At 47.6% G+C, this 26,327-nt stretch carries 17 protein-coding genes; 1 reads left to right on the forward strand and 16 read right to left on the reverse strand.

Features of this window, described 5'->3' with window-relative positions; translation table 11 throughout:
- Positions 1 to 62 precede the first annotated feature (62 nt).
- From IEY34_RS21120 to IEY34_RS21140, 5 genes are all read right to left on the reverse strand, one after another.
- On the reverse strand, positions 63 to 2,282 hold the full coding sequence (locus tag IEY34_RS21120; protein WP_189014861.1) for an AraC family transcriptional regulator: 2,220 nt from the start codon (positions 2,280 to 2,282) through the stop codon (positions 63 to 65).
- Positions 2,283 to 2,452: 170 nt separating this feature from the next.
- Positions 2,453 to 3,967 (reverse strand): glycerol kinase GlpK, encoded by a 1,515-nt coding sequence (glpK, locus tag IEY34_RS21125; protein ID WP_189014862.1) that lies wholly within the window; start codon positions 3,965 to 3,967, stop codon positions 2,453 to 2,455.
- A 2-nt stretch (positions 3,968 to 3,969) separates the two neighbouring features.
- The gene (locus tag IEY34_RS21130; RefSeq protein ID WP_189014864.1) at positions 3,970 to 4,911 is read right to left on the reverse strand and encodes a transketolase family protein; all 942 of its coding nucleotides are present in this window, start codon (positions 4,909 to 4,911) and stop codon (positions 3,970 to 3,972) included.
- A gap of 1 nt (position 4,912) precedes the next feature.
- Positions 4,913 to 5,758: a transketolase gene (locus IEY34_RS21135; protein WP_189014866.1), complete on the reverse strand. Its 846-nt coding sequence runs from the start codon at positions 5,756 to 5,758 to the stop codon at positions 4,913 to 4,915.
- A 16-nt stretch (positions 5,759 to 5,774) separates the two neighbouring features.
- Positions 5,775 to 7,208, reverse strand: a complete 1,434-nt coding sequence (locus tag IEY34_RS21140; protein ID WP_189014868.1) for an L-fucose/L-arabinose isomerase family protein — start codon at positions 7,206 to 7,208, stop codon at positions 5,775 to 5,777.
- A gap of 271 nt (positions 7,209 to 7,479) precedes the next feature.
- On the opposite strand from IEY34_RS21140, the gene IEY34_RS21145 reads away from it, so the two are divergent.
- Positions 7,480 to 8,520 carry a LacI family DNA-binding transcriptional regulator gene (locus IEY34_RS21145; protein WP_189014870.1) on the forward strand — a complete coding sequence of 347 codons (1,041 nt, stop codon included), beginning with the start codon at positions 7,480 to 7,482 and terminating at the stop codon, positions 8,518 to 8,520.
- A gap of 64 nt (positions 8,521 to 8,584) precedes the next feature.
- Here the strand turns inward: IEY34_RS21145 and IEY34_RS21150 are convergent, their stop codons facing one another.
- From IEY34_RS21150 to IEY34_RS21200, 11 genes are all read right to left on the reverse strand, one after another.
- Complete coding sequence (locus IEY34_RS21150; protein ID WP_189014872.1) at positions 8,585 to 10,033, reverse strand: four-carbon acid sugar kinase family protein; 1,449 nt, start codon at positions 10,031 to 10,033, stop codon at positions 8,585 to 8,587.
- Between the two features lie 7 nt (positions 10,034 to 10,040).
- The gene (locus IEY34_RS21155; protein ID WP_189014874.1) at positions 10,041 to 11,300 is read right to left on the reverse strand and encodes a ribulose-bisphosphate carboxylase large subunit family protein; all 1,260 of its coding nucleotides are present in this window, start codon (positions 11,298 to 11,300) and stop codon (positions 10,041 to 10,043) included.
- Positions 11,301 to 11,314: 14 nt separating this feature from the next.
- Positions 11,315 to 11,977 (reverse strand): aspartate/glutamate racemase family protein, encoded by a 663-nt coding sequence (locus IEY34_RS21160; protein ID WP_189014876.1) that lies wholly within the window; start codon positions 11,975 to 11,977, stop codon positions 11,315 to 11,317.
- Between the two features lie 45 nt (positions 11,978 to 12,022).
- Complete coding sequence (locus IEY34_RS21165) at positions 12,023 to 13,747, reverse strand: glycoside hydrolase family protein (protein ID WP_189014878.1); 1,725 nt, start codon at positions 13,745 to 13,747, stop codon at positions 12,023 to 12,025.
- A 20-nt stretch (positions 13,748 to 13,767) separates the two neighbouring features.
- The gene (locus IEY34_RS21170; RefSeq protein WP_189014880.1) at positions 13,768 to 15,348 is read right to left on the reverse strand and encodes a response regulator transcription factor; all 1,581 of its coding nucleotides are present in this window, start codon (positions 15,346 to 15,348) and stop codon (positions 13,768 to 13,770) included.
- 36 nt (positions 15,349 to 15,384) lie between these two features.
- Positions 15,385 to 16,206: a carbohydrate ABC transporter permease gene (locus tag IEY34_RS21175; protein ID WP_189014882.1), complete on the reverse strand. Its 822-nt coding sequence runs from the start codon at positions 16,204 to 16,206 to the stop codon at positions 15,385 to 15,387.
- The gene (locus IEY34_RS21180) at positions 16,203 to 17,072 is read right to left on the reverse strand and encodes a carbohydrate ABC transporter permease (RefSeq protein ID WP_189014884.1); all 870 of its coding nucleotides are present in this window, start codon (positions 17,070 to 17,072) and stop codon (positions 16,203 to 16,205) included. The genes IEY34_RS21175 and IEY34_RS21180 overlap by 4 nt, the downstream gene beginning before the upstream one ends.
- 72 nt (positions 17,073 to 17,144) lie before the next feature.
- Entirely contained in the window at positions 17,145 to 18,485 is a 1,341-nt protein-coding gene (locus IEY34_RS21185; RefSeq protein WP_189014886.1) for an ABC transporter substrate-binding protein, read from the reverse strand.
- A 120-nt stretch (positions 18,486 to 18,605) separates the two neighbouring features.
- A complete protein-coding gene (locus tag IEY34_RS21190) occupies positions 18,606 to 20,423 on the reverse strand; it encodes a cache domain-containing sensor histidine kinase (protein WP_189014888.1) in 1,818 nt (605 codons plus the stop codon).
- A 34-nt stretch (positions 20,424 to 20,457) separates the two neighbouring features.
- On the reverse strand, positions 20,458 to 23,100 hold the full coding sequence (locus IEY34_RS21195; RefSeq protein ID WP_189014890.1) for a family 78 glycoside hydrolase catalytic domain: 2,643 nt from the start codon (positions 23,098 to 23,100) through the stop codon (positions 20,458 to 20,460).
- A 73-nt stretch (positions 23,101 to 23,173) separates the two neighbouring features.
- Positions 23,174 to 26,245, reverse strand: coding sequence for a glycoside hydrolase family 2 TIM barrel-domain containing protein (locus IEY34_RS21200; protein WP_189014892.1), 3,072 nt, complete (start codon positions 26,243 to 26,245; stop codon positions 23,174 to 23,176).
- Between the last annotated feature and the right edge of the window lie 82 nt (positions 26,246 to 26,327).

Raw genomic sequence — 26,327 nt, forward strand, 5'->3', positions numbered from 1 at the left:
CATGAGGTTTTTATGATATTGGAGTCTCTGATGTTGGAAATTTCGAATAAATATCAGTTTTTCTATATTTTTTTTCTGTACTCGCCAGGAGTTAGTCCTTCACATTTCTTAAAAAATCGAATAAAACTTTGAACATCATTGTAGCCTACGGCCTGACTGATCTCTTGTAGAGAAGCCGTGCTTCTTCTTAAGAGATCTTTGCTCTTCTCGATTCGATACTCTGTTAAATATTCAAGCATGGATTTACCCGTCTCTGCCTTAAACGTCCGGCTTAGATGGCCACTGCTGACACCCATAAGTTGCGCAATATCGGTAATGGAAATGTTGCTTGTATACAGATCCTCCATGTAGGCAATCGTTTTTGAAACATATAGATTTGTGACCTGCTTGTCCTGTATCGCTTCAAGGAATGTAATGATCTCACTAATGTGCGTGATCATAAATTGATATAATTCATCATTATTTTGACATTCATTCAATTTGTAGATATCAACATGCTTATATATACTCCCAATATCGTGGCCATCTTTCAAAAGCTCATTTACTATAGAGCTCATAAAAACGACGATCATCCCTTGAAGCTTTTCCAGTGGATACTTCGCGTTATACAAATATTGCTCAAAGAGATCATTCACACATTGGATGGCTTTTTCCCGGTTCATTGTTGTGACAGAATGAATTAACTGCTTTTGAAGAGATAGGGGGTAGACAAATTTCAATTCATTTTTATGATCTTGAATAAATACAATATCATTGCGATTAATCACCGCTTTATAATTCAGCATCCTGCGGATCTGCTCATAAGCTGCATGCAGCCTATCTATAGTACCAACATCGCTTACGATAAGTTGCAGCGAAACGTTCAATTGTGCTTGCGCTATAGCATTCATGTCGGTGTAACATTTATGAATCAGCTGCCTCCACTCTTCTCCCATTCCGCTGCGGGGCAGATTAACGATAAATCCAAGCTTACTGCGATCTAATATCGTACCTTCTACATGCATATATGTCTTGAGGGTCTCTGAAACCATACTGTAAAAAATTAGTTTACGCTGTGGATCTTCTGCCTCTTCCTGACTCATCGCCTCGAAGACAGCAACGATAACGGCATAGTTAGGCTCCTTGAATACGATGCCTACCTGCTCCAGCCTGGTAGAAATGCTCCCTTTATCTGATACATTGTTGCGTAAAATATCGGAGATCAGATGGTCTTTCATCACCGGCTCATTCTGTTTGATCGTGTCTATCATAGAACTGATTGCTCCACTGACCATGAGAAATTCATCAGCTGTCTGCTTGCTTTCTCCAGAGCCCGATAGAACCTCAATAATTTTCTTCCACGGATTGTACATCTTCACAGCAAAGACGTAGGCTATGGCAAGACCGATCAAGAACACTACAAGCACAATGAGCAATAGACTAGACATCTTGGAGAATAACCGCTCTTTGTATAAATCATACGGGATCAAGTTAACAATCGTCCAACCGTTGCCCTTAATGGTTAAGCTATGTACGAAATAAGTCTGACTATCAATATGGATTTTCTGCATAGTTTCAGAAGGAATGGTCGCTTTGGCCACAACGAGCTGGTTTATCGTGTTGTTCTCATCTTCGCTTGTTGGAGAAATAATCTGTGCATGGCTATCCATGATAAACATCCGTTGATCTACGTTATTATTCAGATTATAAAGGGTATTTATAAACATATCTTTCTTTATATTTATGATCAGCGTTCCCAGTGGCCTGGCATCTGTAACAGGTATAGCCTTGTAGAAAGTAATATAGTCATCACGGACTTGATACCAAAAGGTTTCATTGCTATGCAAGCGGATCTGTTCTAACACAGGCTTATCATAAAAAGAAGCAATATCAAAAAGCCCTTCTCTTGAGGTCATGAATTTCTCATTCAGAGCGCTGTATATGTAAACAGAATAAAACAATTCGTTTGAATTGACTTGATTACGCACTTGTTCCTTCAATTGATAGTAATCATACATTGTAAATTCAGAGGGACTTTTAAGCATCCTGTTCATATCCGGTAAAAATGATAATTGCAAGGAAAAATAATTGATCTGACCAATTAGATCTTCTACACTTTTCGCAACACGCTGTCCGCTATTGTCAGAAGCTTGCTTGATTTGAGACTTCAAATCTTCACTAATCGTATATGAATATACCGACACAATCATGAGAGTTGGGATGAGTACCGAAATAAAATAGGATAGCAATTGCTTTCTAAACAATGAACCGTTGAAAAAGAGCTTTTTGGTATACCCTATCACATACATTCACTCCCTTAATTCTTCACTCCACTAGTCGGACTAGATTTCATCTTAGTCACATGCATATGCTTTGTCAATAATCAGTTGCAGAGGACTTCCAAAGGCTAATCTTCAATCCAAATAAAGCCCCTCCCAGAAATGGGAAGGGCTTCACTACCAATAGATCTGGTTCATTTTCTACATCCTGCTTTCTCTTGCAAAACAGAATTCACTGCTTTTTTCCATCCAGCACAATAAGCTTCCCTAACTTCTATCTCTATCGTGGGTGTGTAGATATGACAGGCATTATCCTTACTTGTTATCTCAGTCATGGAGGTCCAAAATCCGATGGAAATACCTCCGATATAAGCTGACCCCAAGGAGGATAGTTCTGCGACTTCTGACTTTCTAACGGACTTGCCAAGCAGATCGGATTGGAATTTCATCAAACTGTCATTGCTTGTACCACCACCATCGGCACGTAGCTCTTGAAGGGCAATGCCGGTTTCATCCTCGATAAGTTTAACCGCATCATAGACCTGATAAGCTATACTTTCAAGAGCAGCTCGAATAATATGGGCTTTGTTCGTTCCTCGGTTCATGCCTGTGATAGACGCTCTCGCGTAAGAATCCCAGTAAGGAGCTCCAAGTCCAACAAATGCAGGCACTAAGTAAACACCTCCACTATCAGGAACTTCTTGAAGCAACTCCTCCATCTCGACAAAATCACTGAATAATCCGAGATTATCTCGCACCCATGACAGGCAATCACCTGAGGTGCGAATAACCGCTTCCACAGCATACGTTACTTTTCCATCTATTCCCCAAGCAATGGCACTTACTAATCCGTTCCCTGCTTGAACTGGCTTATCACCGACGTTCATTAATACCGATGAGCCAGTGCCATATGTCGCCTTAGCCATCCCTACACGGAAGCATTGATTGCCAAAGAGAGCTGCCTGCGAGTCTCCAATGACACCGGTGATCGGCACACGATTTCCGCCAAATAAAGTCGAATCCTCTGTGTAACCAAATATAGCATCTGAAGATTTAACCTCAGGTAGCAAGCTGCGAGGGACTTCAAAGAGGCTGCAAAGCTCTTCATCCCATTCTAGGGTATGAATATTAAATAAGGATGTACGGCTTGCATTGGTGTAATCTGTTGCATGCACATGACCGCCAGTCAACTTCCAAATCAACCAGCTATCCATGGTTCCAGCTAGAAGATAACCTGCAGCGAGCTTATCCTGAACGCCCTCCACATGTTGAAGAATCCATCGCCATTTGGCCGCAGAAAAATAAGGATCCAGCATTAAGCCGGTTTTGGAGCGGACCCTATCCTCCAAACCTGCCGCCTGATAAGCTGCACATAGATCAGCTGTCCGTTGGCATTGCCATACAATGGCTTGGTAGACAGGAAGTCCAGTCATCCGATCCCAAATCACTGCCGTTTCTCGTTGATTCGTAATCGTTAATGCCGCAAGAGTCTCAGCACCAATCCCAGCAGATGACATTGCTTCATGAGCTGCACGTTTTACATTGTTATAGATCTCAATGGGATCTTGTTCAACCCAACCTAGTTTAGGATAGGATGTTACATGAGAAACCGTGCTACGCGTTATTATAGTTCCCTCTCGGTCAACAATAAGTGCCTTCGTTCCCGATGTACTTTGGTCAATTGCCAACAAATATGACTTATTCCTCATATTTACTCCTGTTTACCCAACATTTCTAATGCAATTTGTTTTAGATTACTGCTGCTGATCCCATAATGCTCGAACACTTCCGCACTTTTACCAGCAATCGCTGGTTCATCTGGGATGCCGACAATACGCATGGGAACCGGGTGGTTTTGAACAACTACTTCGGCTACAGCTGCACCTAGTCCGCCAAGAATACTGTGTTCTTCAACAGTAATTACATGGCCTGTTTCTTTGGCAGCTTGTATAATAGCTGCTTCATCCAGGGGTTTAATTGTATGAATATTGATGACCCTACATGAAACGCCAACCTGCTTTAACTCTTCATGAGCATCAAGCGCTACACGAACCGTTTCGCCAGTTGCAATTATCGTGATATCCGATCCATCGCGCATCGTCACTGCTTTTCCAATAATAAATTCGTAATCGTCTGAATCATACACATCTTCAACGGCATTACGGCCAATGCGGATATAAACGCCTCCATTATGCTTGACAAGTGCTTCAGTCATTCGTTTTGTTTCATGACGATCAGCTGGTAGTATAACGGATAAGCCTGGAATTGCCCGCGCAACCGCGATATCTTGCACAGAATGGTGAGACATACCTAATGCGCCATAGCTAACTCCACCGCTGATACCCACCAGCTTGACATTGGTCCCCGAGTAAGCCACGTCTACTTTGATCTGCTCAATGCTCCGCATACTCAAAAAACACGCTGGTGAAGTAACAAATGGCTTTTTGCCACTGTGAGCCAGTCCTGCGGAAATTCCAACGATATTCTGCTCTGCAATGCCAACCTCAACGAATTGATCTGGATATGCTTTTGCGAAGGGTGCCATTGCTGCTGAACCCCTTGAATCACTAGCGAGCACCATAATGTCACGGTCATCTTTGGCAAGCTCGAGAAGTGTTTCACAAATCACTTGACGGTTAGGAATCGTATTCATATTAACGCACCTGCCCCTTCTGTTCATCCATCTCTAAAGATGCGGTTAACTCGGCTAGTGCTCTCCCTAACTCTAGCTCGCTCGGTACATGATGATGCCAGTGAGGGACATTCTCAGCAAAAGAAACTCCCTTGCCTTTCACCGTGTTCGCCATGACTAACGTAGGTTTACCAACAGCTGCTGGAACTGCTTCAAATGATTCAACCAAAGCTTGCATGTCATTGCCGTTGATTGAAACAACGTTCCATCCAAATGCTGCCCATTTATCTTCAAGTGGATCGAGTCCCATAACTTCCTCGGTTGACCCACTAATTTGCAACCGATTCCGGTCAATAATAGCAATTAAATTATCCAACTTATAATGAGCGCCAGCCATAGCCGCTTCCCATACGGAGCCTTCAGCTTGCTCACCATCCCCCATGAGGCAATAAGTCCGATAGGATTTACGGTCACGTTTAGCAGCAAGGGCCATTCCGACGGCAACTGCCAAACCATGGCCAAGTGCCCCCGTATTCATCTCGATACCAGGCACTTTGTTATTTGGATGTCCAATAAGCTTGGTGCCAAATTGGCTGAAGGTGGCGAGCTCTTCTCTTGGGAAAAAGCCTCGATCAGCAAGAATGGACCAAAGAGATTCTACGGAATGTCCTTTGCTCAATATAAACCGATCCCGATCTTCAGCCTTTGGATTAGCAGGATCTAGATGCATAATTCGATAGTAAAGGGCTGTCAAAATATCCGTATTGCTAAGCGACCCACCGGTATGCCCCGTTTTTGCACTAGCAATCATTTGAAGCAAATCCATCCGAATTTGTGTTGCTTTGGCTTGCAGCGCTCTGATTTCCATAATGATTTCCTCCTCTTTACAAACCTTTGCCTCGCAACCACGCTTGTATTTCACTTTCTGTTGGGTCTACAGGATCCGGTGTCAAACCCGGAATATAATTACATGCTTCATAAAGGGATGGAATCACGTTCGCATGAATGCCAACGGAATGATGCACATAGGGTCCTTTGACCAATTTTTCTTCCCAAAGTGGCCAATCGTTCACTTCCACCCACACATATGAACCACGTGTGTACGGCCCTTGTATGCCTTGAGCACGCCCGAGGAACAGTTGATAATCACCATGATCCCCATCGAACCGTGCTAGTGTCATACCACCGCCCTTAATTTCTCCTTCATGGGTCCCCGGTGCATGATCATCGAACAAGAAATGTTTGCGCAGTTTAGGTTTCTCTTCTACGGAAAGTGATACCGGGAAGTTACCGCAGTGGAAAAGCAATTCACCATTGGCATTCTCCGGGTGGCGGACCGTCAAATCAGCGAAGAAAGTAGGTGCTTGATTCATAGCGGCAGCCTGCACCATCACCGATGTGATCGCACCATGAATGTCTGTCTCGCAAGTCACCGGAATTTGTTCATCCGTCAGAATCGCATTCGCTAGGCAAGGCATAATACCCATGGCTTCTTGCAAAGAGGACCAGCATTGAATGGCAATAGCCGTACTACCTGTTTGCAGCGCGTATTGTTTCATCGCTACCTTCAGTGCAGCAATCCGCTTCACATCTGCTTCTGTCACTTCGGACCAATCTAGCTTTGCTTTAATGTAGTCCATGGCTTCGGCCAATTCAGAGGAATTCCCGTTTTCAACCCGCTTAGAAGCGCGCTGAATATCGACAAGTGTAATCGGATAGAGTTCGATACCGAATCGTTCCAACAACTCTCCTTCGTTACACATCATTGTCCAGAATGAGGACGGACGGGGACCAATTTGCAAAATGCGAAGTGCACGGAACTGACGAACGACATTAGCCGCTGAAATAAAATTGGAAAACCCTCTTTCAAATACTGGATCGTTCACTCGTGTATTCGTTACATAGGAAAATGGCACATTAAAGCGTCGCAGTACCTTACCCGTAGCAAATAACCCACACTGTGTATCTCGAAGTCTCATTCCATCTTCAAGCGGAGCCTCATCGCGAGGTCCCCACAGGAGTACAGGCTTGCCCAATGCCTTGCCAACTCTCGCTACGGTATCCTCTGTTCCAAAATTACAATGTGGGAAGAAAACAGCATCAACCTTTTCCTGACGGAATCGATCGATAATTAGGTCAGCGTTAATATTGTCGTCGTATAGAAGGCCTTCTGAATTTATTCCCTCAAGATCAACGATGTCGATGTCGAGCCCAAAACTTTGGATCTTCTCTTTTATTAATACTTTGTACTTAAAAGCGTCCTCTGCACTAAAGACAAAACGCCTTGTAGGCGCGTAGCCAAGCTTTAACTTTTTCATATGTCTGCTCCTAATCGTTTTTAGTAATTAGTTTAGTTTTTAACTAAACAAAACTAAACTTGTATTTGGTAATTTTGATGTGATTATTACTTATATATGACGTAAACCTAATCTAACACGCGAAAACAACCCCGTCAATCATAATTTTAGTTATAATTTAGTTTATTTTATATAATAGTTTAGTTCTTATTTCATCCTATCATTGCATTGATACGCATTGTGTTATAAACTAAACTAACTAAACAACTTTAGTGACTGGGGATCAATTATTATGAAAATGGAAGATATCGCAAAACTAGCTGGCGTGTCCAAATCCGCTGTTTCGTTTGCCCTGAGTGGGAAACCCGGAATCAGCAATAAAACTCGTGAACGTGTTCTTGAAATCGCTCGAGAAAATGGCTACACACCCAAGCCGAGATTATCTGGCATTGAAGGATCCGTAAAATCCTTATCCTTTTTGGTCTTTACGAATTCAGGGATCGTCCTGGAGGAGTACTATCAGCAACCTTTCTTTCGAGAACTCATTCATTTCATCGAAGAACGGTGCCGTGCCAAGGGTTATTCTTTACTTTTTTCAACGATCAACATGGCCAACTTCGATCAAGAAATTGTGACCTTTGCTGAAGATAATCAAAGCGATGGTGTCATTCTGCTTGGTACAAACCTAACTCCAATTGATATCTCCGAAATTGCAAAACGGTTAGGCCCTAGCCTTGTCGTACTTGATAACTGTTTTGATACATTACCTGTTCATTTTGTCGGGATCAATAATAGGATGGGAGCGTATCAAGCGGGGTCTCATTTATGTCAATTGGGACATCGTGAAATCGGTTATATTGCTTCGAATGTGAATCTTCATAACTTCGAGGATCGAAAAGATGGCTTTCAAGAAGCACTCAAGAAATATGACATACAGATCCTTCCAGAACACCACTTTTCAGTGGCTCCCACTATGCTTTCATCGCAGGAAGATCTTAAAACCCAAATTAAAGCTTATTTGGCTACAGGTCGTCCCCTGCCAACAGCTCTTTTCTGTGAATGTGATTATATCGCTATTAGCGCAATGAAGACATTAACTGAACTTGGCATTCGAATACCTGAGGATGTTTCGATTATTGGGTTCGATAATATTACAGAATCGCAAATCATTTCACCTGAGTTAACCACTGTCCATGTTGAGAAACAGAGAATGGCTCAATTAGCTGTTGATTTAGTTATTGAATCTATCGAAGTAGGACAAGAAATCACATCCAAAATCAGGGTCGATACCCTATTTGTTGAACGGCATTCTTCCGTAACTTACAAGCAATAAAAAGATGCCAGTAGACAGGTACTCCTGTGCTGGCATCTTTTTGTTGTATGAAGTTAACCTGCGTTCATTTCCTGAACGAATTACGTTCGCTGCGCGAGTCAGCCAGCTTTACTCTTTCGAAGAAATGCTCCCCGCCCACTTGACCGCCCTTGAGCACAAGCTCAAGTCCGTCAAACTGCGAATCCGAAGAATACGCGCGGCATAGCGGACCGCCCGGCTCCAAAGCAGCCTTGCAGGAGAGGGCATATATGCCCAGCTCGCGCGTAATGTAGCCCGATGTGTCGCCGCCAGCGATCAGTATCCGGGACAAGCCCATGTCCGCCACGATTTCGCGAGTCAGCTTGCCAAGCACCTTGCCGAGGAGAGGACCGCTATCCTCCGCTCGCAGTCCTTGCTCGGCCAACGTCTCACGGATCAGAGTGATTGTACCGTCCTGCGGGCCCGATGCGGAGTACACCACAACACTCCGTCCACTCTCCAGCGCAGCCCGCACTTCAAGCAGCAGACTTGCGTACGCCTCTGCAGCTAATTCAGGCCGCAGCAGAGCATCAACCGGGACGCGGATACCCGAGAAGCCAGCTTCCAAAGCACGCTGGATCTGTTTGTCTGTGATTGGCGAGCAGCTGCCTGAAACAACAAACAGGCGGTCTACTGCCTCGACGGCTTCCTGCTCCTTCCCTTGGAAGGAGGAAGCCAGCACTTCATCCGCCTTCCAGGCAGCGGTAAGTGCATACTCCACCCCGGATGAGCCGACCACGAAAAGTCCGTCTCCAGCCTCGGCTTCTTCCCAGATCAACCTGCCTGTCGTCTGGAGCCTCTGCTCATCGAGCACGTCGAACAGCACGATGTCCGGCTGCTCTGCTTGAATCTGCTCGGCAAGTCTTCCCTGCACCTCGTCATAATCGCCTTCGAGCGCAAGGAGATCAAAAGAAGCCGAACGCAGCCGCGTCTGCTCGTGCAAATGCTTCCGCAGGTCCGCCTCTGCCATTGGCGTCACCGGATGTCTGGCCATCGTCGGATGGCGATCCAACCGATGAATCTCTGCTCCCGCTCCTACCCCGGTTCCGGCAAAATGTTGGCCAAAGACGGTATACCTCCGTAGATAAGGAACACCGACTACAAGCGGTATATACCGTCCGCCGAATACTTCCCGACCGATCTCCATCGCCTTCCCAATGCTGCCAATGCCAGGTGATGAATCGAAGGTCGAGCAAATTTTGTAATGGATGACAGCGGCTCCCGCCGTTTGTAAAGTGGCAAGAATCGGCCGCAGTTCCCGTTCCATCGCCTCAGGAGACAAGGATCTTCCAACACCCGCGACACCGAAGCAAGCGACATCACGAAACTGTGTATTCAGCCTCTCAGGTGAGGGCGGTTCAAGGAACAGAACCGTGGACAGCCCCGCGGCAAATAAAGCTTCCAACACATCCGTTGATCCTGTGAAATCATCGCCATAATAGCATAACAGCCGCCCGATCTGATCTTGACCCTTGTCATCTCCCTGCGTGTTCATCGAAGAATCAACCTCTTCCATATTTCTCAATCGCCCGTCGCAGTGCGGGATGCTGTGCCGCATACGTCTCTAGGGGGATGCCCTGAACAGCCGCTTCCCAGCCCAGCTTCATGCTTTCAAAGCCTGCCGCTGGTCCATCGGGATGCGCCAGCATGCCGCCGCCGGCCAGATGCATCACATCGACGGATCGCGTAGCCTCGTAAGTAGCAGGGGCCGTTCCGGCCCACTGCATCGAAGATACGACAGGCATTGTGTTATAGCCGCCTAATAGCGGCGTGGTGCAAGCCTCGATGGAACGGAGTACAGATTCGTTGCTTTCATAGAACTTGCTGTTCAGGCCGTTCACATGAAGATGATCGGCTCCAGCCAGACGGCACAGCTTCTGATACGCCGTAAATTCAATCCCCAGCAGCGGACTGCGCGTCAGCATGCCCCATTGATTGCGGTGACCGTGAATCGGCACTTCACTAAAGCTGTTCAAGTAAGCGAGCCCGCTTAAACCGACGCTTAGGATGCTGACCATCACGCTGGTGCCGCCTGCTTGCACGACGATGTCGTGATTGCGGCGCAGTTCATCTATATCGCCGGTAATATTAAAAGCGTACATCAGCTTCTTCCCAGTCGCATCTGCTGCGCGCTCAATCGCTTCCATGACAGCCTTGACTTTTTGCTCCAGCGGAGCAAAAGGCGGATTGGCATTCAGCTCATCATCTTTTATAAAATCCATCCCGGCTCTTGCCAGTTTCTCTACCAACTCCGATAATTGCTCTGTGGACAGCCCAATGCTGGGCTTAACAATAGTCCCAAGAATAGGACGGTCATAGACACCTGTCAGCTTTCGAGTGCCTTCAATCCCGAACTTCGGCCCAGGGTAACGGGCAGCGAAAGCTTCCGGCAGCTCCAGATCAAGCAGACGCAATCCTGATAACTCTTGTAATTCGTATAAATTGCCCGCTACAGCGGATAATAGATTAGGTATCGAAGCACCGAAATTATGAAGTGGGAATGACACCGTCACCCGGCCTTGCCGATACTTGCCGTCATGCCCGGCCGGTGGCTTCGCACCCGGCAAGGATGGCTCATCCACTTCACCGATCTCTTCAATATGCTCCACGCTAGCGCCGAATCTCGCTTTCAGCTCATCCGTCTCTCCCGGCACGGATGTAAAGGTTCCCGTGGATTGCTCCCCCGCAATCGTTGCGGCTGCTCGCTCCAAGCTATATGGCGTTTCTACCAAATAAGTAGCTGTGACACGTTCCTGACTCATTCTGCCTCTCCCCCTCAGCTAAGCTCCAGTATCGCTTTGACCGCCTCAACGCCCATTCGCGGAGAAGAAAGAACGGGCTTGCCGGTCACTTCCCGCAGCGTCTGCTCCATACGCGCCATAGAGCCTTGCGCAAGCACGAGGACATCCGACTCATCGGAGACTCGCTTCGCCGTTTCCAACAGAATGCGGTCATGCTCCGCAGGATTTCCGCCAACAAGCGCATCGAAAGCTCCTTCAGCAAGTCCGTTGACTACTGTCACTACCTTGCCTGCTGCATCAGCCTGCTTCTGTATCAAGCGGATCGTTGGCTCCAAGGTAGATGGCAGCGTCGCGAGGACGGCTATACGTTCATAAGTCACAGCGGCCAAAGCGGCCATCGACTGGTCGATTTTCACAATCGGCACCCCAATAAGTCGACTGGCGTCATCAGCTACTTCGCCAACAGAGGAGCACGTATTCAAGATAACGTCCGCGCCAAGTTCCTCGGCATGATGGAAGTATTGAACTAATCTTCGCGCTACACCTGGAGGCACATGACCGGCTTTCACCACATCACCGATCAGGCTGTCATCGATGATATTAACGAGTCGCACATCGGGAAGCAGCTCCTTAAATACAGCCTTCATCGGATCGGCCAACCCTTGGCCCGTGTAAACAGCTACTACCGTTTTTTGCATATGGATATTCTCCTCCTACCAAGTTGACTTGCCGTTACAACCTCTTTACCATACGAACTCTTTATCCAACCTGCGGTAATTCCCCTCACGCATCGGGGTTTCATTAAAGACTTTGCGCCCGCTGTAGAGCGGCTTCTTCTTCCCTTGCGGCGTAATATTCACCACGTCATCGCCGCGCCATTCTGTTTCGAAGGTTTGACCTACCGCATTCTCCAATGTTTTGCGGAAGCTCAGCGGGAAGGTCACCGTGATTTTCTCTCCAGCAGCCGCGGAACCGAGTACGAGGAAATGCTTGTTGACCCAGCGACTCTCTTCACTGCCTCTTCCTTCTGTTACATGGCCATTCAGCTCACGTGTAAAATGAATCTTCGTAAAGCCAGCCCATTCCGGAATACGAATCATGACACGCGGCAAATCGGTATGCACATCGATGACGACTTTGCCTTCATGCGGCAAATAACTGCTGACATCCAGCCATTTGGAGCCACGATTGAGCAGGAAATTGATCGAGATGGTGCCATTGTTCTCTGTAATGATGTTGCTCCATCCCATGAAAAGGCCACGCGTACCTGAGCCCAGGCAGCAGATTTGCAAATCACTTGTATGCCCGCGTCCTTCATTCACATCACAGATGAAATCATTAGGTGCGGAATATCCAGCGAACGATCCTCGCGTTCGCTGCGCGACTTGAAAGAATGACTTATTGGCATGACTATCATTCGATGCATCGTCCGTCTCTTCCACCCAATCCAGATCCAGCAGTTGAGACTCCGCCAAATGGTTGCGAAGAAAGCGTTCTACTGTTCCCCAGTACGCTACATATCCGCTCTGCGCTAACGTGATTCCTGTCGCAATGAGATCGACAAGCGAGCAGGTTTCGTGCTCATAGGCCTGCTCGTGCAGGTCCCCCGGTGTCCAGCCAAAAGAAGTGCATTTGGTCAGCGCCCAATCGAAGCTCTTCTTCACCCAACTGATCATGGCTGCATCGCCTGTGAACACTCCGAATCTAGCAATCGCATCCAGCGTGCCCAGACGGGTATGAAAGTGACCGCTGCGGTAAGCCAGCGCATCATTAAAACTGCCGTCTTCATTAAATACGCCGCTGCGCTCAATAATTAAGGCGGTGAAAAACTGACACAGATCAAAAGCATCCTGATTGCCTGTCAGTTCATGATATTTGAGAAGCGGCATCACCAGTCTGCCGCAGAAAGCTGCGGGATCCGGTGCCAAACGAAGCTGAATACCGTTCGTTGACGGCCACCCGGTTTCCTTATATTCGGATGCCGGATAGTACCAGATATCGCGCTCTTTAACCGCTATTCGTTTCAGCGCCGCCACATGGCGGTCGGCTGCTTCTTTCACTTTAGGATCGCCCGTTTCCATAAACCAGGTGGTGAGCGATAGGATAACCGCCCGTTGGTCGATCAAGTTCGCATTCGGTTCCCAATTGCGTGATGGGTTGATTTGGCGATAGCTCATACCGTCCTCTTTGAAAAACGACAGCAGGTTCTCCCTATAGCGCTCTTCGACTTCCTTCCCGTACGTCTCTCCCGACATATGCCGCGCCAGAATCAAGCCGTCGATCATCCGGCCGTGCGAGGAGCCATAATCCCAATCCCCATGGGTCATGAATGCAGGCTTATGCGTTAAATCCGCGTTGAAAAACGGAATGTAGTTGTGATCCTTATCAGCCATCCCCACCATCGCATTAATCGCGTGGCCGGCACGTTCTTCTAGCATTAATGTATCGGGAATCTGTTTATGTTCCATCAGTTCTCCACTCCTTCATTTTAAAGGGATTTTTCACGATACTCCCCTATGGTCATTCCTGTTTTTTTCTTGAAAATTTGACTGAAATATCGATAGTCCTCATACCCGACCATCTGGGCAACTTCGTAATTTTTATAGCTCGACAATTTCAACAATTCTTTCGATTTATGAATGCGAAAATCGGTCAAATAATCAACGAAATTTTGGCCTGTCGTTTTCTTGAACAAGCGGCTCACATAATCCGTATTCATGTAGTGACTGTCGGCAATTTGATGAAGAGACAGCGGTTGATCATAATGAGTCTCAATCAACTTTTGAATACCACGGACGATCTTCTCTCCCTGCTTCTCATTTGAGCGCAAGTAATAAGCAAGTACAGAAGGAATGATCTCTTCAGCGAAAATGTACTTTACAGATGCCGCATCGTTCCGTCGTTTAATCCTCTCCGTGTACACAAGGGAAGTTACACCGCAGGCTTCCTCCAGCCTCGTTTCTGTTCCACGAAGCTGTTTCTCGATGGAGTGGACGAGCAGCATTGCGCCGCGCTGCAAATAGTCCACCGTTACGTCATCCCCGCTAATCGCAGCAAACAGCTTGTCAAACTCCTGTTGAACCCCATCCCTGCTGCCCATCTGGAGCGCTAAGAGAAAGGCATTCTCCTTCTCTTGCGGATACGCGGCCAGTTGAACATTCTTATCGTTGTCCGCAAAAATAACCTTCCCTGTCGTATGCAGCTTTTTCCGCTTCAACGCTTGCCCCGCCTCCGCGTAAGAATGACGCAGCGAATGCGCATCCGGCTGCTGACTGCTAATCCCGAAGCTATAACTGCCAATGCCCGATTGCTCGAGCACCGAACGTACAGAATGGAGGAACTTGCTGAAATCTTCCTGGTTAAGCTGTTCGCCTACAATTGCCATAACGAGCTCTTGCCTTGCATCCGGTGCTGCTGTTACAACAAATTGGCATGTCCCTTTACACAAGAAAGGCTGGCTCCGGTGCACATGCTCCCGCAAAAGGGGAATCACCTTGTTGATGGATTCACTGCCATCGCGAAACGCATCCGGTTGACCGACCACAACGTAAGTTTCACCGAAGAACCATCCTTCAGGGAGCGCCACTTCTGCGGCATCTTCACGCGCTTCAAGGCTTGCATCCGCCTGGTATACGATGCGCCGAAACCAGTCTTCCCTGCTCTCCACCTGAACACTGCGTTTCTCGTCATCTCGCCGCTGCAGCTCAGCCAGCGCTTTCTCCAACACAGCGACCAGCTCTTCCTTTTTGACCGGCTTCAGTAAATATTCAAACGCCTTGTGCCTAATCGCTTCTTTCGTATATTCAAAGTCGGAATATCCGCTAACGACAACCGTTAGTACATCGGGCACATCCCGATTGAGCATTCCGATCAGTTGTTTTCCGTCCAACCCAGGCATCCGCATATCCAGAAATAGAAGATCCGGTTTCTCTGCAAGGGCTATGGCATAGGCCTCTTCGCCATCCCCTGCCTCGCCAACTAACTTCAAATCGAATTGATCCCAGGGAATAGAGCGAATTAACCCCCTTCGGATCCACTTTTCATCGTCAACAATGACTACCTTACGCATGGACGAAAGCCTCCTGGCATTGAGTTTACAGACATGTTATCCTTTTAGAGAACCGGCCGTCAAACCATCAATAATATACCTTTGGAGGAATAAATAAATAATTAATATCGGGGCGACAACAACGACCATGAAAGCGAACACAACGCCCCAATTCGTACTGTACATCGTCACAAAGTTGAAAATTTGCAGCACGATCGTCCACTTTGTACTGTCTGTCATTAAATAAAAGGGACCGAAAAAATCATTCCAGACTGATACCAGCACGACAATGGTAACCGTCACCAGCACGGTAATAATCAGCGGCAAAATAATTTGCCAGTACAATCGAAAGTACCCGCATCCTTCCAGCAGAGCCGCTTCATCCAGCTCTCTGGGAATGGATTTCATAAAACCAACGAGCAGGAACACGGCAAAAGGCAGCAGCAGCGCCGTATAATACATAATGAGGCTAAAGTACGTCCCCCGGATGTGCAGGTCGCCCATCAGTTTAATAGTCGGAACGATGGAGACAGGTACGATTAATCCCATAATAAACAGGTAATAGGCTGAACGTAGAAAGCGGCTGTCTCTTCGCTGAATAATAAAGGCAGCCATCGACGCGAAAATATTGACAATGACGACGACACATCCCGAGATGAAAATACTGTTCATAAATCCGCGTAAAATATGAGCTTGACCAAAAATATCCTTGTAGTTGCTGAACTGCCATTTGGTTGGCAGCGATAAGCCAAACAGAGCCGATTCCCGAATATCTTTGAAGGAATTAACTAGAATCATAAAAAAGGGAATAAGGATCATCAATGCCAGACAGATCGCAATCAATTCAAGAAAGATCAGCATGCCGCGCTTCTGTATCACATCTCCACCTCCCTTTTCTTCATTTTCATCAATACAGGCACGCCAACGACCGTCACTAGAACGAAGAGCACAACGTTAACCGCTGTGGCATAGCCGAACTCTCCAGAGCTGAACATACTGCGAATATAGGTGAAGAAGACTTCCGTCGAATAGCCGGGTCCACCTTCCGTCAGCACCATAACCATTTCAAACACCTTCATAGAGCCGATCATAGAAAGAAGCACATTGACGGTAAAAGCAGGCGCCAGCAGCGGGAAAATGATGTTTTTGAAGCGGCTCCAGTAATGAGCTCCATCTATGGAGGCGCTTTCTGTCAAATCCTTAGGAATGAACTGCAAACCTGCCAAATACACGACCATCGAAAAACCAGCCACACGCCATATATCCGTAACAATAATAGAGAATAGCGCAAATTTCGGATCATTCAGCCAATCATGCACCAGCATATGAAGTCCAATCGAATCCAGAATCTGGTTTACAATCCCGTGCTCCGGATGATAAATAGCTCGAAAAATATAACCAATAACGATAGGCGCAATTACATAAGGAAGAAAAAATATCATACGCAGCACATTGCGCAGGACCAAAGCTTCGTTCAGTATGAGCGCTAAACCAAGACCGCATACATTCTGAAGCACGGTTACAACAGCGGCGAAAATTAACGTATTGAACAAAGCTGTTGTCAATCTGGGCTCTTTGAAGAGCTCGACGTAATTTTGAAAACCGATAAATTTAATGTCCGGCGCATTAATATTCCAGTCCGTGAAGCTGTAATAAAACCCAATAAGTGTCGGAGTAATAAAAAATAGTAGAAATACAGCCAAAGCTGGAAATGAAAAATAAAGTGGATATTTGCTTTTCCCCATGTCTCCCCCTCCTGTCCCTGTTCCCGGCCGGAACCTGTTTCCGACCGGTTAGATTTTGATCGTCTGAAAGTGTTATTCGAAGCCTGCTAAACGTTTGTTTTTACCATCTTTTTTGTAATTGGCGTCGAATTCCTTCACAGCAGCATCAACATCGCCAAGGATAAAGAAGTTTTGCAGCGTTTTTTGGAAATCAGCAAAGGTTGGAGTCAGACGGTTTTGCACATTGATTTTGGCTTTGCCGACATCGATCAAATCTTTCACTGTTTGTTGAACGGGATACAGCTCGCTCTTTGCATCTTTGAAGATAGGAATACCAGGAGCTGCTTGGTAATACAGATTAACCATTTCCGGGGAGATCATATATTTGATCAGCGCCATGGCTTCTTTCGCATGCTTCGCTTTCTCAGGAACCATCAATTGATTTGGAGGCGTAATTAGGGCAGTTCCTGCATCCTTATCCGAAGGGAATGGGAAGAAGCCAATGTGATCTTTCACAAAATCCTTGCTGAATTTCTTCTCCAACTGTGGAATAATGCCATCGAGCATAAATGTCATAGCGACTTTGCCATCGCCTAATTTGGTTTGCAGTTCATCGTAGGTGCCAGCCATCGGACTGTCTTGATACAAACCAAGATCCTTGATCTCCTTCTGCTTCTTAAACAAGTTTCTCACTTCCGGGATATCCGCGAGATTCAGTTGATTGCTTTCCAGCTTCTGCACGCCTGCATCGCCTATCGCCGGATCTACATTGGAAACCCAACCTGTTAAATAGAAGATTTGCGCGGGCCAGCCATCTTTCACGCCTTCGTAGAAAGGAGTTACACCGGAGGCTTTAATTTTTTTCGCATTCTCAATTAAATCCGCATAATTTTTGGGAGCCTGCACGCCAGCTTTACTAAACACATCTTTATTGTAAAAAACACCCATCATGCCCGTAGCTCCGAATGGAACTCCGAAGATTTTTTTGTCTATTGTGGTTTGGAATTCTTTCATCGAAGGAATGATGCGCTCCCATACGGCTGTATCTGAACTCCAATCATGGAGCGTTTCTTCCGCTCTCAACTTGACGTTCTGCTTCGTTCCTGGCTGCATCAAGAATAAATCAGGGAAATCGCCTGTCGCAAAGCGAGTTTTCATCATATTATCGAAATCTCCGCCTGGCAGCGCTTGCACTTCAACTTTATTGCCAGTCTGCTTCTGATACGCCTCAAAAATCTTGTTGAATGGCGCTGCATCCACCGTATTGGAAATGACGAAAGTTAAGGTGACTGGATTTTTCGCCACAGCTGTTGTTGGAACTGCACTCGCTGCTGGCGTCCCCCCTGGACTGCTGCCACCGCTGCTGCATCCAGCCAAAGAGCTGGCTGCCAAACATACCGTTAACATCGATAAGACTGTTTTCATTTTTCTCATATCTAAGTACCCTCCTTTAGGAATCGCTTACATGTCTATTATATGAAAACGCTTACCGACCCTCTATGCATGATTTCGACTAATAATGTTTAATTTTCTGACACTATGCACTGGACTGCTTTAGAGATTCCATGATGAAATGATAAGCGTGACACTCGTTCCGACTCCTTGCCCGCTTTCCATTCTGCACTCGAATTGCTTGCCTAATCGAATCGCGTAACGCGCGTACACATTACGAATTCCGATTCCCCCTTCAGCAGATGACATCGGAACATCTTCCGAATAAATAGGAGCACTGAGCTTCGCTCGAAGTTCAGTCAATCGCTCCTCCGTCATGCCCACCCCATCGTCACTAACCGTTAGCACTAAAGCTTCGCCATCCCTGCGTGCGCTCAGGCGGATGGTGCTGTGTCCCCGTTTCGGCTCCACGCCATGGAAAACCGCATTCTCTACCAGCGGCTGCAACGTCATCTTCAACAGGGGATGGTCGTACAGCGACTCCTCCACATCCACCTCGTATGTCACTTTGTCCTCGAAGCGAATCCCTTGAATGCGCATATACGCATCAATCTGTTCTAACTCTTCCCGCAGCGTTACGATTTCTGTTTTATTCTTGATATTATAGCGAAACATATCGGCCAGAGATTGCGACATTTCGCCAATCTTCTCCGCCTCATAGTAGTCAGCCATAGCTTTAATGCTGTCCAGCGTATTGTACAGAAAGTGCGGATTAATTTGTGAATAGAGCATAGCAAGCTCCACTTGCTGCAGCTTGATTTGATAGATATATTTGGATTCGATTAAGTTCTGGAGCTCATCTTGCATATCATTAAAGTTCATGGCAATTCTGCCGATCTCATCATTCCTTGTAATCTGTACACGGATGGAAAAATCCCCCCTCTTCACGCGGGAAATGGTTTTGTACAAATCAAGAATAGGATTCGTAATCCGTTGACCAAAGAGAACTGAGATGAAAAAGGTGACCGCCAGCGCAATAATTGCGGTAAGGATCGTTGTCGTTTTGATTTGATTCAGTGGACCGAATATTTCATTCTTAGGCATCATCAGAACGACTTTCCAATTGGAATACTCGGATCGTATATAGGTCACAAGAACGTCCTTCTGCTTTCCGTACCAGAATGTCCCGTTATCCTCCTTAATCCGTTCCAGCAAGTCCGACTGTGTCGTATCGAAGAGTGATTCCCTTGACGTAAAGATTTGTCCATTGTCCTCGTCCAGAATAAGCAGTTGGCTGTTTGCAGAGAGACTGTCATTCTGTCCTATCATCCGAAATAATTCAGCTCGGTATTCGGCCCGCACAATCATAAAATAATCGGGATTGGCAAAATCGCGAATTAAAATGGAGGATGAGAACGCTGGCTTATCATTGTCTGCATGAGAATCAGCAGGAGGACCGCTGAAGTAGACCTTGCCATCTCTGGCTACCGTCTGGCGAAACCAATCGGATTGCCTCACTTCTTCGGCTGTCCATTGCTTCAGATTATCCGAAGCATTCAGCAGCTCTCCGTTGCTGTAATAGATTTGAAAGCGAATAAAGTCTGGAATCGGCGTAATATTAAAGCTTTTCAGAAAAAGATCGCCCAGCTTCTGTTTGAACTGGAACTTGGCCTGATCGTCCATCCTGGCGTATGCGTTAATTCCATCAATATATTCTTGACTGTAGTAGGGCGCTAACAGGAGATTCCGCTTATTCTGAAAATCGTTATCCATATTTTTCTCAATTTGCCGTACGATTTGGATGCTTGATGACTCTGCCTTCTCTGACATAGAACGATAAGAAATATAGAAGGAAATGGATCCTACAAGGGCTATGCAAATAAAAATAATGATAAAATAACTGAGCAGCAGAACAATGCGAATTCGAGAAAAGATCGATCGCAATTTCCCCCACATTGTCCGTTGCTTCGTCCCCAGCATATCAAAACCGCCTTTCACGTTCTCGTTAGAAACACTATTTGGGCATTGTACACTCAAATACGTATTCGCCAGAACCAATTCGATATGGCGTCAGCCTATCCTTCTCAGCAACCGGAATACCATCCATTCGACGCTGATCGCCAGGCAGGTAAACCGTTGCCGACGTATTGGCGGGGAGGTTCACTTTCAAGTGGAACTGACCGCTGCCTGACACATGCCATGCAATGGCAATTGTGCCGTACAACGATTCATACTGTGCAGTCACATTCGTTAATTCCCCACCTGGTTGAGGCTTGATCACCGTATGCCTGAACCCGCCTTCGACCGGGTCGGTATCGATGCCCGCCATGTAGCGGAACATCCACTCCCCAACTGAACCCAACGAATAGTGGTTAAAAGAATTCATTTGCGGCGTTTGGAAGCCCATTTCTTCGGTCCAACCGTCCCAGCGCTCCCAGATGGTCGTGGCTCCGTGCTTGATGGAATACATCCATGATGGGAACTCCTCTTGGGTTAAGAGCTTATAGGCGACGTCCAGTCGGCCATGCTCCGTCAGCGCAGGCAATAAGTAACCGACGCCAAGGAATCCGGTCGATAAGCGGTCCCCGCGTTGCTGAATGTCAGCGACCAGATGATCGACCGCCTGATCGCGAAGCGTGTCAGTCAGTAGTCCGAATTGGAGCGCAAGCACGTAGACGGTTTGCGTACCGCCGTGAATGCGTCCTTCTCCATTCACGAACGCTTTGCGGAAAGCTAGAGCAATATCTTCGAATAGCGAGCCGTACTTTGCTGCATCCTCCGACTTGCCCAGAACACGCGCGATTTGTGCAAGCAGCTTCGTGCTGTAAGCGAAGTACGCGGTTGCCAGCACTTCATTCGGCGTGTCCGCCTCTATGGACAGCCAGTCTCCATAGTTCGCATAATTCGGACGGACCAAATCCGTGGTGTTCGCCTTTAAATAATGAACCCAACGGACCATCGCTTCATAATGCGTTGCCAAAATGCGCGTATCTCCATACATCAGGTACAGGGTCCATGGAATGACGACTCCCGCATCGCCCCACCCGGCATTATCTGGGGCGAACCAGTTCAATCTGGTGTTCCACATTTTATGGCGAATCCAACCCGCATCCGGCGCTACATCAGTGAAGGCTCCAGATGGCTGCTGACTATCCACCATATCCCACATGAATTTCGAAAAGAAACGAGATACATCCATATTATAAGCAGCCGTCCGCGCAAAAATCTGGGCATCGCCCGTCCAGCCCAGTCGCTCATCCCGCTGTGGACAGTCCGTCGGCACAGACAGGAAGTTGCCGCGCTGTCCCCACGTGATGTTGGCATACAGTTTGTTGACCCTTTCATCAGACGTCTCCAGCTTGCCTGCAACAGGGGTATCGGAATGAACGACCTTCCCCACAATGCTGTCCAGATCCGGCACCCCTGGATATCCAATCAATTCTACGTAGCGGAAGCCGTGGAACGTAAAGCGCGGCTCATAGACCTCAACGTCCTTGCCTTTCAATATATAATTCTCTTGCTGCACGGCTACACGCAAATTATCCAAATACATCGTACCGTCAGGATTCAGCATCTCTGCGTGGCTGACGGTTACCTTCGTTCCGCGCTCACCCTTGACCCGAAGCTCTGTCCAGCCGACCATATTTTGCCCCATATCATAAATGTAAGTTCCTGCTGCTGTTTGCCTTACAGTGAGCGGACGCATCGTTTCGGTAATCCGGATGGGCGGCTCCACAGCAGCAACGAGAAGACCATTATAACCTGGACGCACATCCGGGGTCTCCCAATCCGCATCAGCATAGCAAGGGCTATCCCACCCTTCTTTTTCCAAGCGAGCATCATAAGTTTCCCCTAGAATCATATCCGAATATACAATCGGACCACGAGATGTCTTCCAACTGGCATCCGTCAGTACGGAATCGCGCGTTCCGTCCACATAATCGATATGAACCTGCATAAGGAAAAAGGGCCTCTCACCATACACCTTGTTACCCAGAAATCCTACCGTTCCTGCATACCAACCGTCCCCGAGTATAACACCAAAGGCATTATGACCTGGATGGATGCGCTCAGTGAGATCGAAAGTCGTCACTTGAACGCGCGTATCATAATCCGTCCATCCGGGCGCAAAGTGGGCGCCGATAGGCGCTCCGTTCACTCTTAGCTCAAAAACGCCAAGTGCTGTCGCATAAGCAGTAACGCGTCGCACACCATCCTTAACCGTAAAATCTTTGCGAAAAAAGGGGGAAGGCTGCATCTCCAGATCAGATTCCGACTTGCGCCCAATCCACAGCGCTTTCCATTCATCTCTGGAGAGAAGTCCCATCGTCCAGAAAGCCGGATCACTCCAATCCGAAACGATATCCGCAGCCCCCCATACACGAACTTTCCAATAATAGCAGCCCTCTGTTTCCAAGGGTTCTCCCTCATACGCAATATGCGTGGATTGATCCGACAGCACTTTACCCGTATCCCAGATATCTCCGATATCCTTATTCAACTGTTCCTCCGAACGAGCAACCAGCACCTGATAGGCAATCTGCACAGCTGAACGCGCATCTGAAGCCAGCTTCCAAAAAAGTCTAGGCTTGCGCTCATCCAGCCCCAGCGGGTTGTGCATATATTCCGTTCTGCAAGATGTTACCCGAAGTGTCATGGGTAATCCCCCTTTTCGTATGATTGTTAGCTTCTCTGTTAACAAGAAAAAACCTTTAAGTTAAGCGCTATGCTTAAAAGAATAGCATCGCTTGCAAGCGAACTTGGAACTTCATCGGCTGCGGCTGGACCAAATAAGCTTCCAGTGTAGGCGCATAACCGCAGCTGTGATTGCCAAGCCCGCTCTGCACGGCGTCGATCTTAACAATCGTTTCATTCAGCCGGGTTAGCTGATGAACATGCTTCGTAAGCGTCAAATCTTCCGTGCTGTAATGATGGCAGCTTAGATCAATTAGCGGCATTCCGTTAATTTTCAATCCTGCCCCTGTAACGTTCGCAAGAGCCGCCCAACGGACATCCGATTTATTGCCGTTCTCCTGCGGTTTAATATAGGGGACGAACTGCTCCTGAACCGTGCCGCTGAATATCCCCAGCTTGCCGCTTTCTTTGCGATCCGAGTAACATTCATGCGGCCCCCTGCCATACCAGGTCATGTATTGAAAGCTCTCAGGCATCTGCAGTTCGATCCCGAAGCGCGGCAGCGGAGGCAGACCTTCTCTAGGTAAAATCGATGCTTCCAGCAATAGTTCTCCACTGCTGTTGATCGTGTAAATCAAGCTGGAATGGAAAGCAACCGGTTCCCCTTTGGCACCGATAACCGACTCGGTCACAATGCGGACGCTATGTTCCCCCCATGCTTCTACCGACAGCTTCCTCTGCTGGGTGACGAGCCGATCATACCCCGCTTTGGTCCACGTTTTGGCTAGATGCACATCATTGTCCACGGGTGCTCGCCACAGGTTGACCTTCGGCCCCTTCGTCAGCAACGGCTCGCCGAGATAATGCCACGACGAGATGGCCCCCGCTTCTTTATCAAACACAATCGAGAATTCACGACCATGCACCGAGATTTCCCGTTCGGTTTCATTCCAATGAAGTGTAGACTTCGAGTCTGCATGGGCAAGGGGCGTGTTAGTGACCTGCAGCATGCCAAGCGGCAAGTCGGCCCAAGCGATCTCGTGTCCCTGCTGCGCCCAAATTGTATCTTCCCGCAGGGAGAAGTGAATGTGCAGCACGTACTCCCCCGAGCCATTCATCTCGCTCTTCGGCGGCAGCGACAGCGTTACTTCTTCCGATTCGCCAGCAAGCATGCGCAGAATAGGAAGCTTCCCTCGCACCGCAGGTCTTCCATCTCTTAGCAACGTCCATCCCCCTTGGAGATGGGACAGATCAAGAAAATCGTAGCGATTCGTAATTTTCACTTTCCCGGTCTGAGCATCGATCCATTCAACTTGGACAGGCTCAATGACTTTCTTCAATTCCAATAGGGATGCCTTGGTGCTTCGGTCTGGAAACAACAGTCCATCCAGGCAAAAATGCCCGCTGTGCGGCTCTTCCCCAAAATCACCGCCATAGGCATACCACGCTTCCCCGAACTCGTTCACTTGCTGAATCCCTTGATCGGACCATTCCCATATGAGCCCGCCCAACAGCCGTGGATACGTATAAATCGCTTCCCAATATTCCTTCAAGTTGCCCACAGAGTTGCCCATGGCATGACCATATTCACACATGAGGTAAGGTCTGGGATCCTCTTTGCGGCCTTCTTCCACAATCATATCGACGGACGGATACATTTGACTGACGATATCAACGATCGGAGCATCGTAAGCTCGTTCATAATGAATAAGACGGGAAGGATCTCTTTCCCGTATCCATGCCGCCATAGCATCATGATTCTCTCCATAACCGGATTCGTTCCCAAGCGACCAGATAACGATGCAAGGATAGTTCTTGTCGCGTTCCACCATCCTCCTAGCCCGCTGTAAGTAAGCTTCCTTCCAATCTGGAAGCTCAGATAAATAGCTTTCATTCCCCATGAAATGGCAGCCATGGGTTTCCAAATCGGTTTCATCGATCACATACAGCCCGTAAGAGCTGCATAATTCCAGCCATCTCGGATTGTTCGGATAATGAGACAGCCTTACCGCGTTGATATTATGCTGCTTCATGAGCATGATATCCCGCTTCATCGACGCCAACGAAGTGACATATCCTCGTTCTGAATCGAACTCGTTACGGTTGACCCCCTTGATGGTGATGGGCTGGCCATTAACCAGCATCCGTCCCTTATGAATCTTAATATCGCGAAACCCAACCGCGGTACGATGAACACAGGATATCACCCCCACTTCGTCATAAAGAGTCAGCAAAAGCGAATACAACTGAGGGGTTTCTGCCGTCCATAATTGCGGGTTCAGAATGTGTTCCTTCACACATATGTCCGCGTTACTGCCTTCCACAGCAGATGCGCTTAAAGTCTCAAGGTCACGATCTACAATCTGCCGTCCGCTCTCATCCAGTAAGGTCATCCTTAACCGATATTCCTGACCTTGATACGCTGGCAAACAGGCAGTCTGAATGTGAAGACCCAACTCAGCTTCCTCATAGCTCCCGCCAAATTCCGTGTGAACGAACACATCCCTCACATAAACCCCAGGCAGAGCAAGCAGGTACACATCTCTGAAAATCCCGCTTAACCGCCACTTATCCTGGCTTTCCAAATAACTGCCATCCGACCATTGGTACACCCGAACGGCTAATACATTGTCATCCGACTGCAAGTAGTCCGTAATATCGAATTCCGATAATAAATGACTGCCTTGACTGTAACCAACAGCCTGACCATTGACCCACACATGAAAAGCACAATCCACACCTTCAAAAACAAGACGAACACCCATTCCCTCCCATGAGTCAGCAATCTGGAAGCAAGTGCGATAGCAACCCACCGGATTCTGCTGCGGCACATGCGGAGGATCAAGGGGAAACGGATAGGGGCAGCTGCTGTACTGCGGAGTTCCATATCCGTGCAGCTGCCAATTCGATGGCACCGGAATCTCCGGCCAATCAGCCGCCAGGTAATCTGGTTCCATGAATAGAGCAGGCGCAGAGAGCGGCGATTCCGCATACATGAACAACCAGTTCCCATTCAACAATTGGAACAAGGGCGACGCCTCTCTGGGCTCCATCGCATTAGCCCAATCCCTGTATGGTATCAAGGGAGCTCTGGGCGGTTCCAGGTTTCTTTCCAACACTTGCAAATTTGCCCAATCGGGTATCGCTTCTACAACTGGTTTATACATCTCATATCCCCCAGCATCAGATTTAATAGTAATCGCTTTCAATACTGCCAATTTGAAGACAGCCGATCGTGCTCGGCTCTTC

This window comes from Paenibacillus marchantiophytorum (assembly GCF_014640555.1).
In the GTDB taxonomy this organism is placed as follows: Bacteria; Bacillota; Bacilli; order Paenibacillales; family NBRC-103111; genus Paenibacillus_E; species Paenibacillus_E marchantiophytorum.

Bases quoted from the DNA above. Each gene is read 5' to 3' on its own strand.
- IEY34_RS21195 (WP_189014890.1), bottom strand. From the start codon at position 23,100: ATGACACTTCGGGTAACATCTTGCAGAACGGAATATATGCACAACCCG.
- IEY34_RS21130 (WP_189014864.1), bottom strand. From the start codon at position 4,911: ATGAATACGATTCCTAACCGTCAAGTGATTTGTGAAACACTTCTCGAG.
- IEY34_RS21180 (WP_189014884.1), bottom strand. From the start codon at position 17,072: ATGGGGAAAAGCAAATATCCACTTTATTTTTCATTTCCAGCTTTGGCT.
- IEY34_RS21185 (WP_189014886.1), bottom strand. From the start codon at position 18,485: ATGAGAAAAATGAAAACAGTCTTATCGATGTTAACGGTATGTTTGGCA.
- IEY34_RS21145 (WP_189014870.1), top strand. From the start codon at position 7,480: ATGAAAATGGAAGATATCGCAAAACTAGCTGGCGTGTCCAAATCCGCT.
- IEY34_RS21190 (WP_189014888.1), bottom strand. From the start codon at position 20,423: ATGCTGGGGACGAAGCAACGGACAATGTGGGGGAAATTGCGATCGATC.
- glpK (WP_189014862.1), bottom strand. From the start codon at position 3,967: ATGAGGAATAAGTCATATTTGTTGGCAATTGACCAAAGTACATCGGGA.
- IEY34_RS21135 (WP_189014866.1), bottom strand. From the start codon at position 5,758: ATGGAAATCAGAGCGCTGCAAGCCAAAGCAACACAAATTCGGATGGAT.
- IEY34_RS21170 (WP_189014880.1), bottom strand. From the start codon at position 15,348: ATGCGTAAGGTAGTCATTGTTGACGATGAAAAGTGGATCCGAAGGGGG.
- IEY34_RS21140 (WP_189014868.1), bottom strand. From the start codon at position 7,208: ATGAAAAAGTTAAAGCTTGGCTACGCGCCTACAAGGCGTTTTGTCTTT.
- IEY34_RS21150 (WP_189014872.1), bottom strand. From the start codon at position 10,033: ATGAACACGCAGGGAGATGACAAGGGTCAAGATCAGATCGGGCGGCTG.
- IEY34_RS21165 (WP_189014878.1), bottom strand. From the start codon at position 13,747: ATGGAACATAAACAGATTCCCGATACATTAATGCTAGAAGAACGTGCC.
- IEY34_RS21155 (WP_189014874.1), bottom strand. From the start codon at position 11,300: ATGAGTCAGGAACGTGTCACAGCTACTTATTTGGTAGAAACGCCATAT.
- IEY34_RS21160 (WP_189014876.1), bottom strand. From the start codon at position 11,977: ATGCAAAAAACGGTAGTAGCTGTTTACACGGGCCAAGGGTTGGCCGAT.
- IEY34_RS21200 (WP_189014892.1), bottom strand. From the start codon at position 26,245: ATGTATAAACCAGTTGTAGAAGCGATACCCGATTGGGCAAATTTGCAA.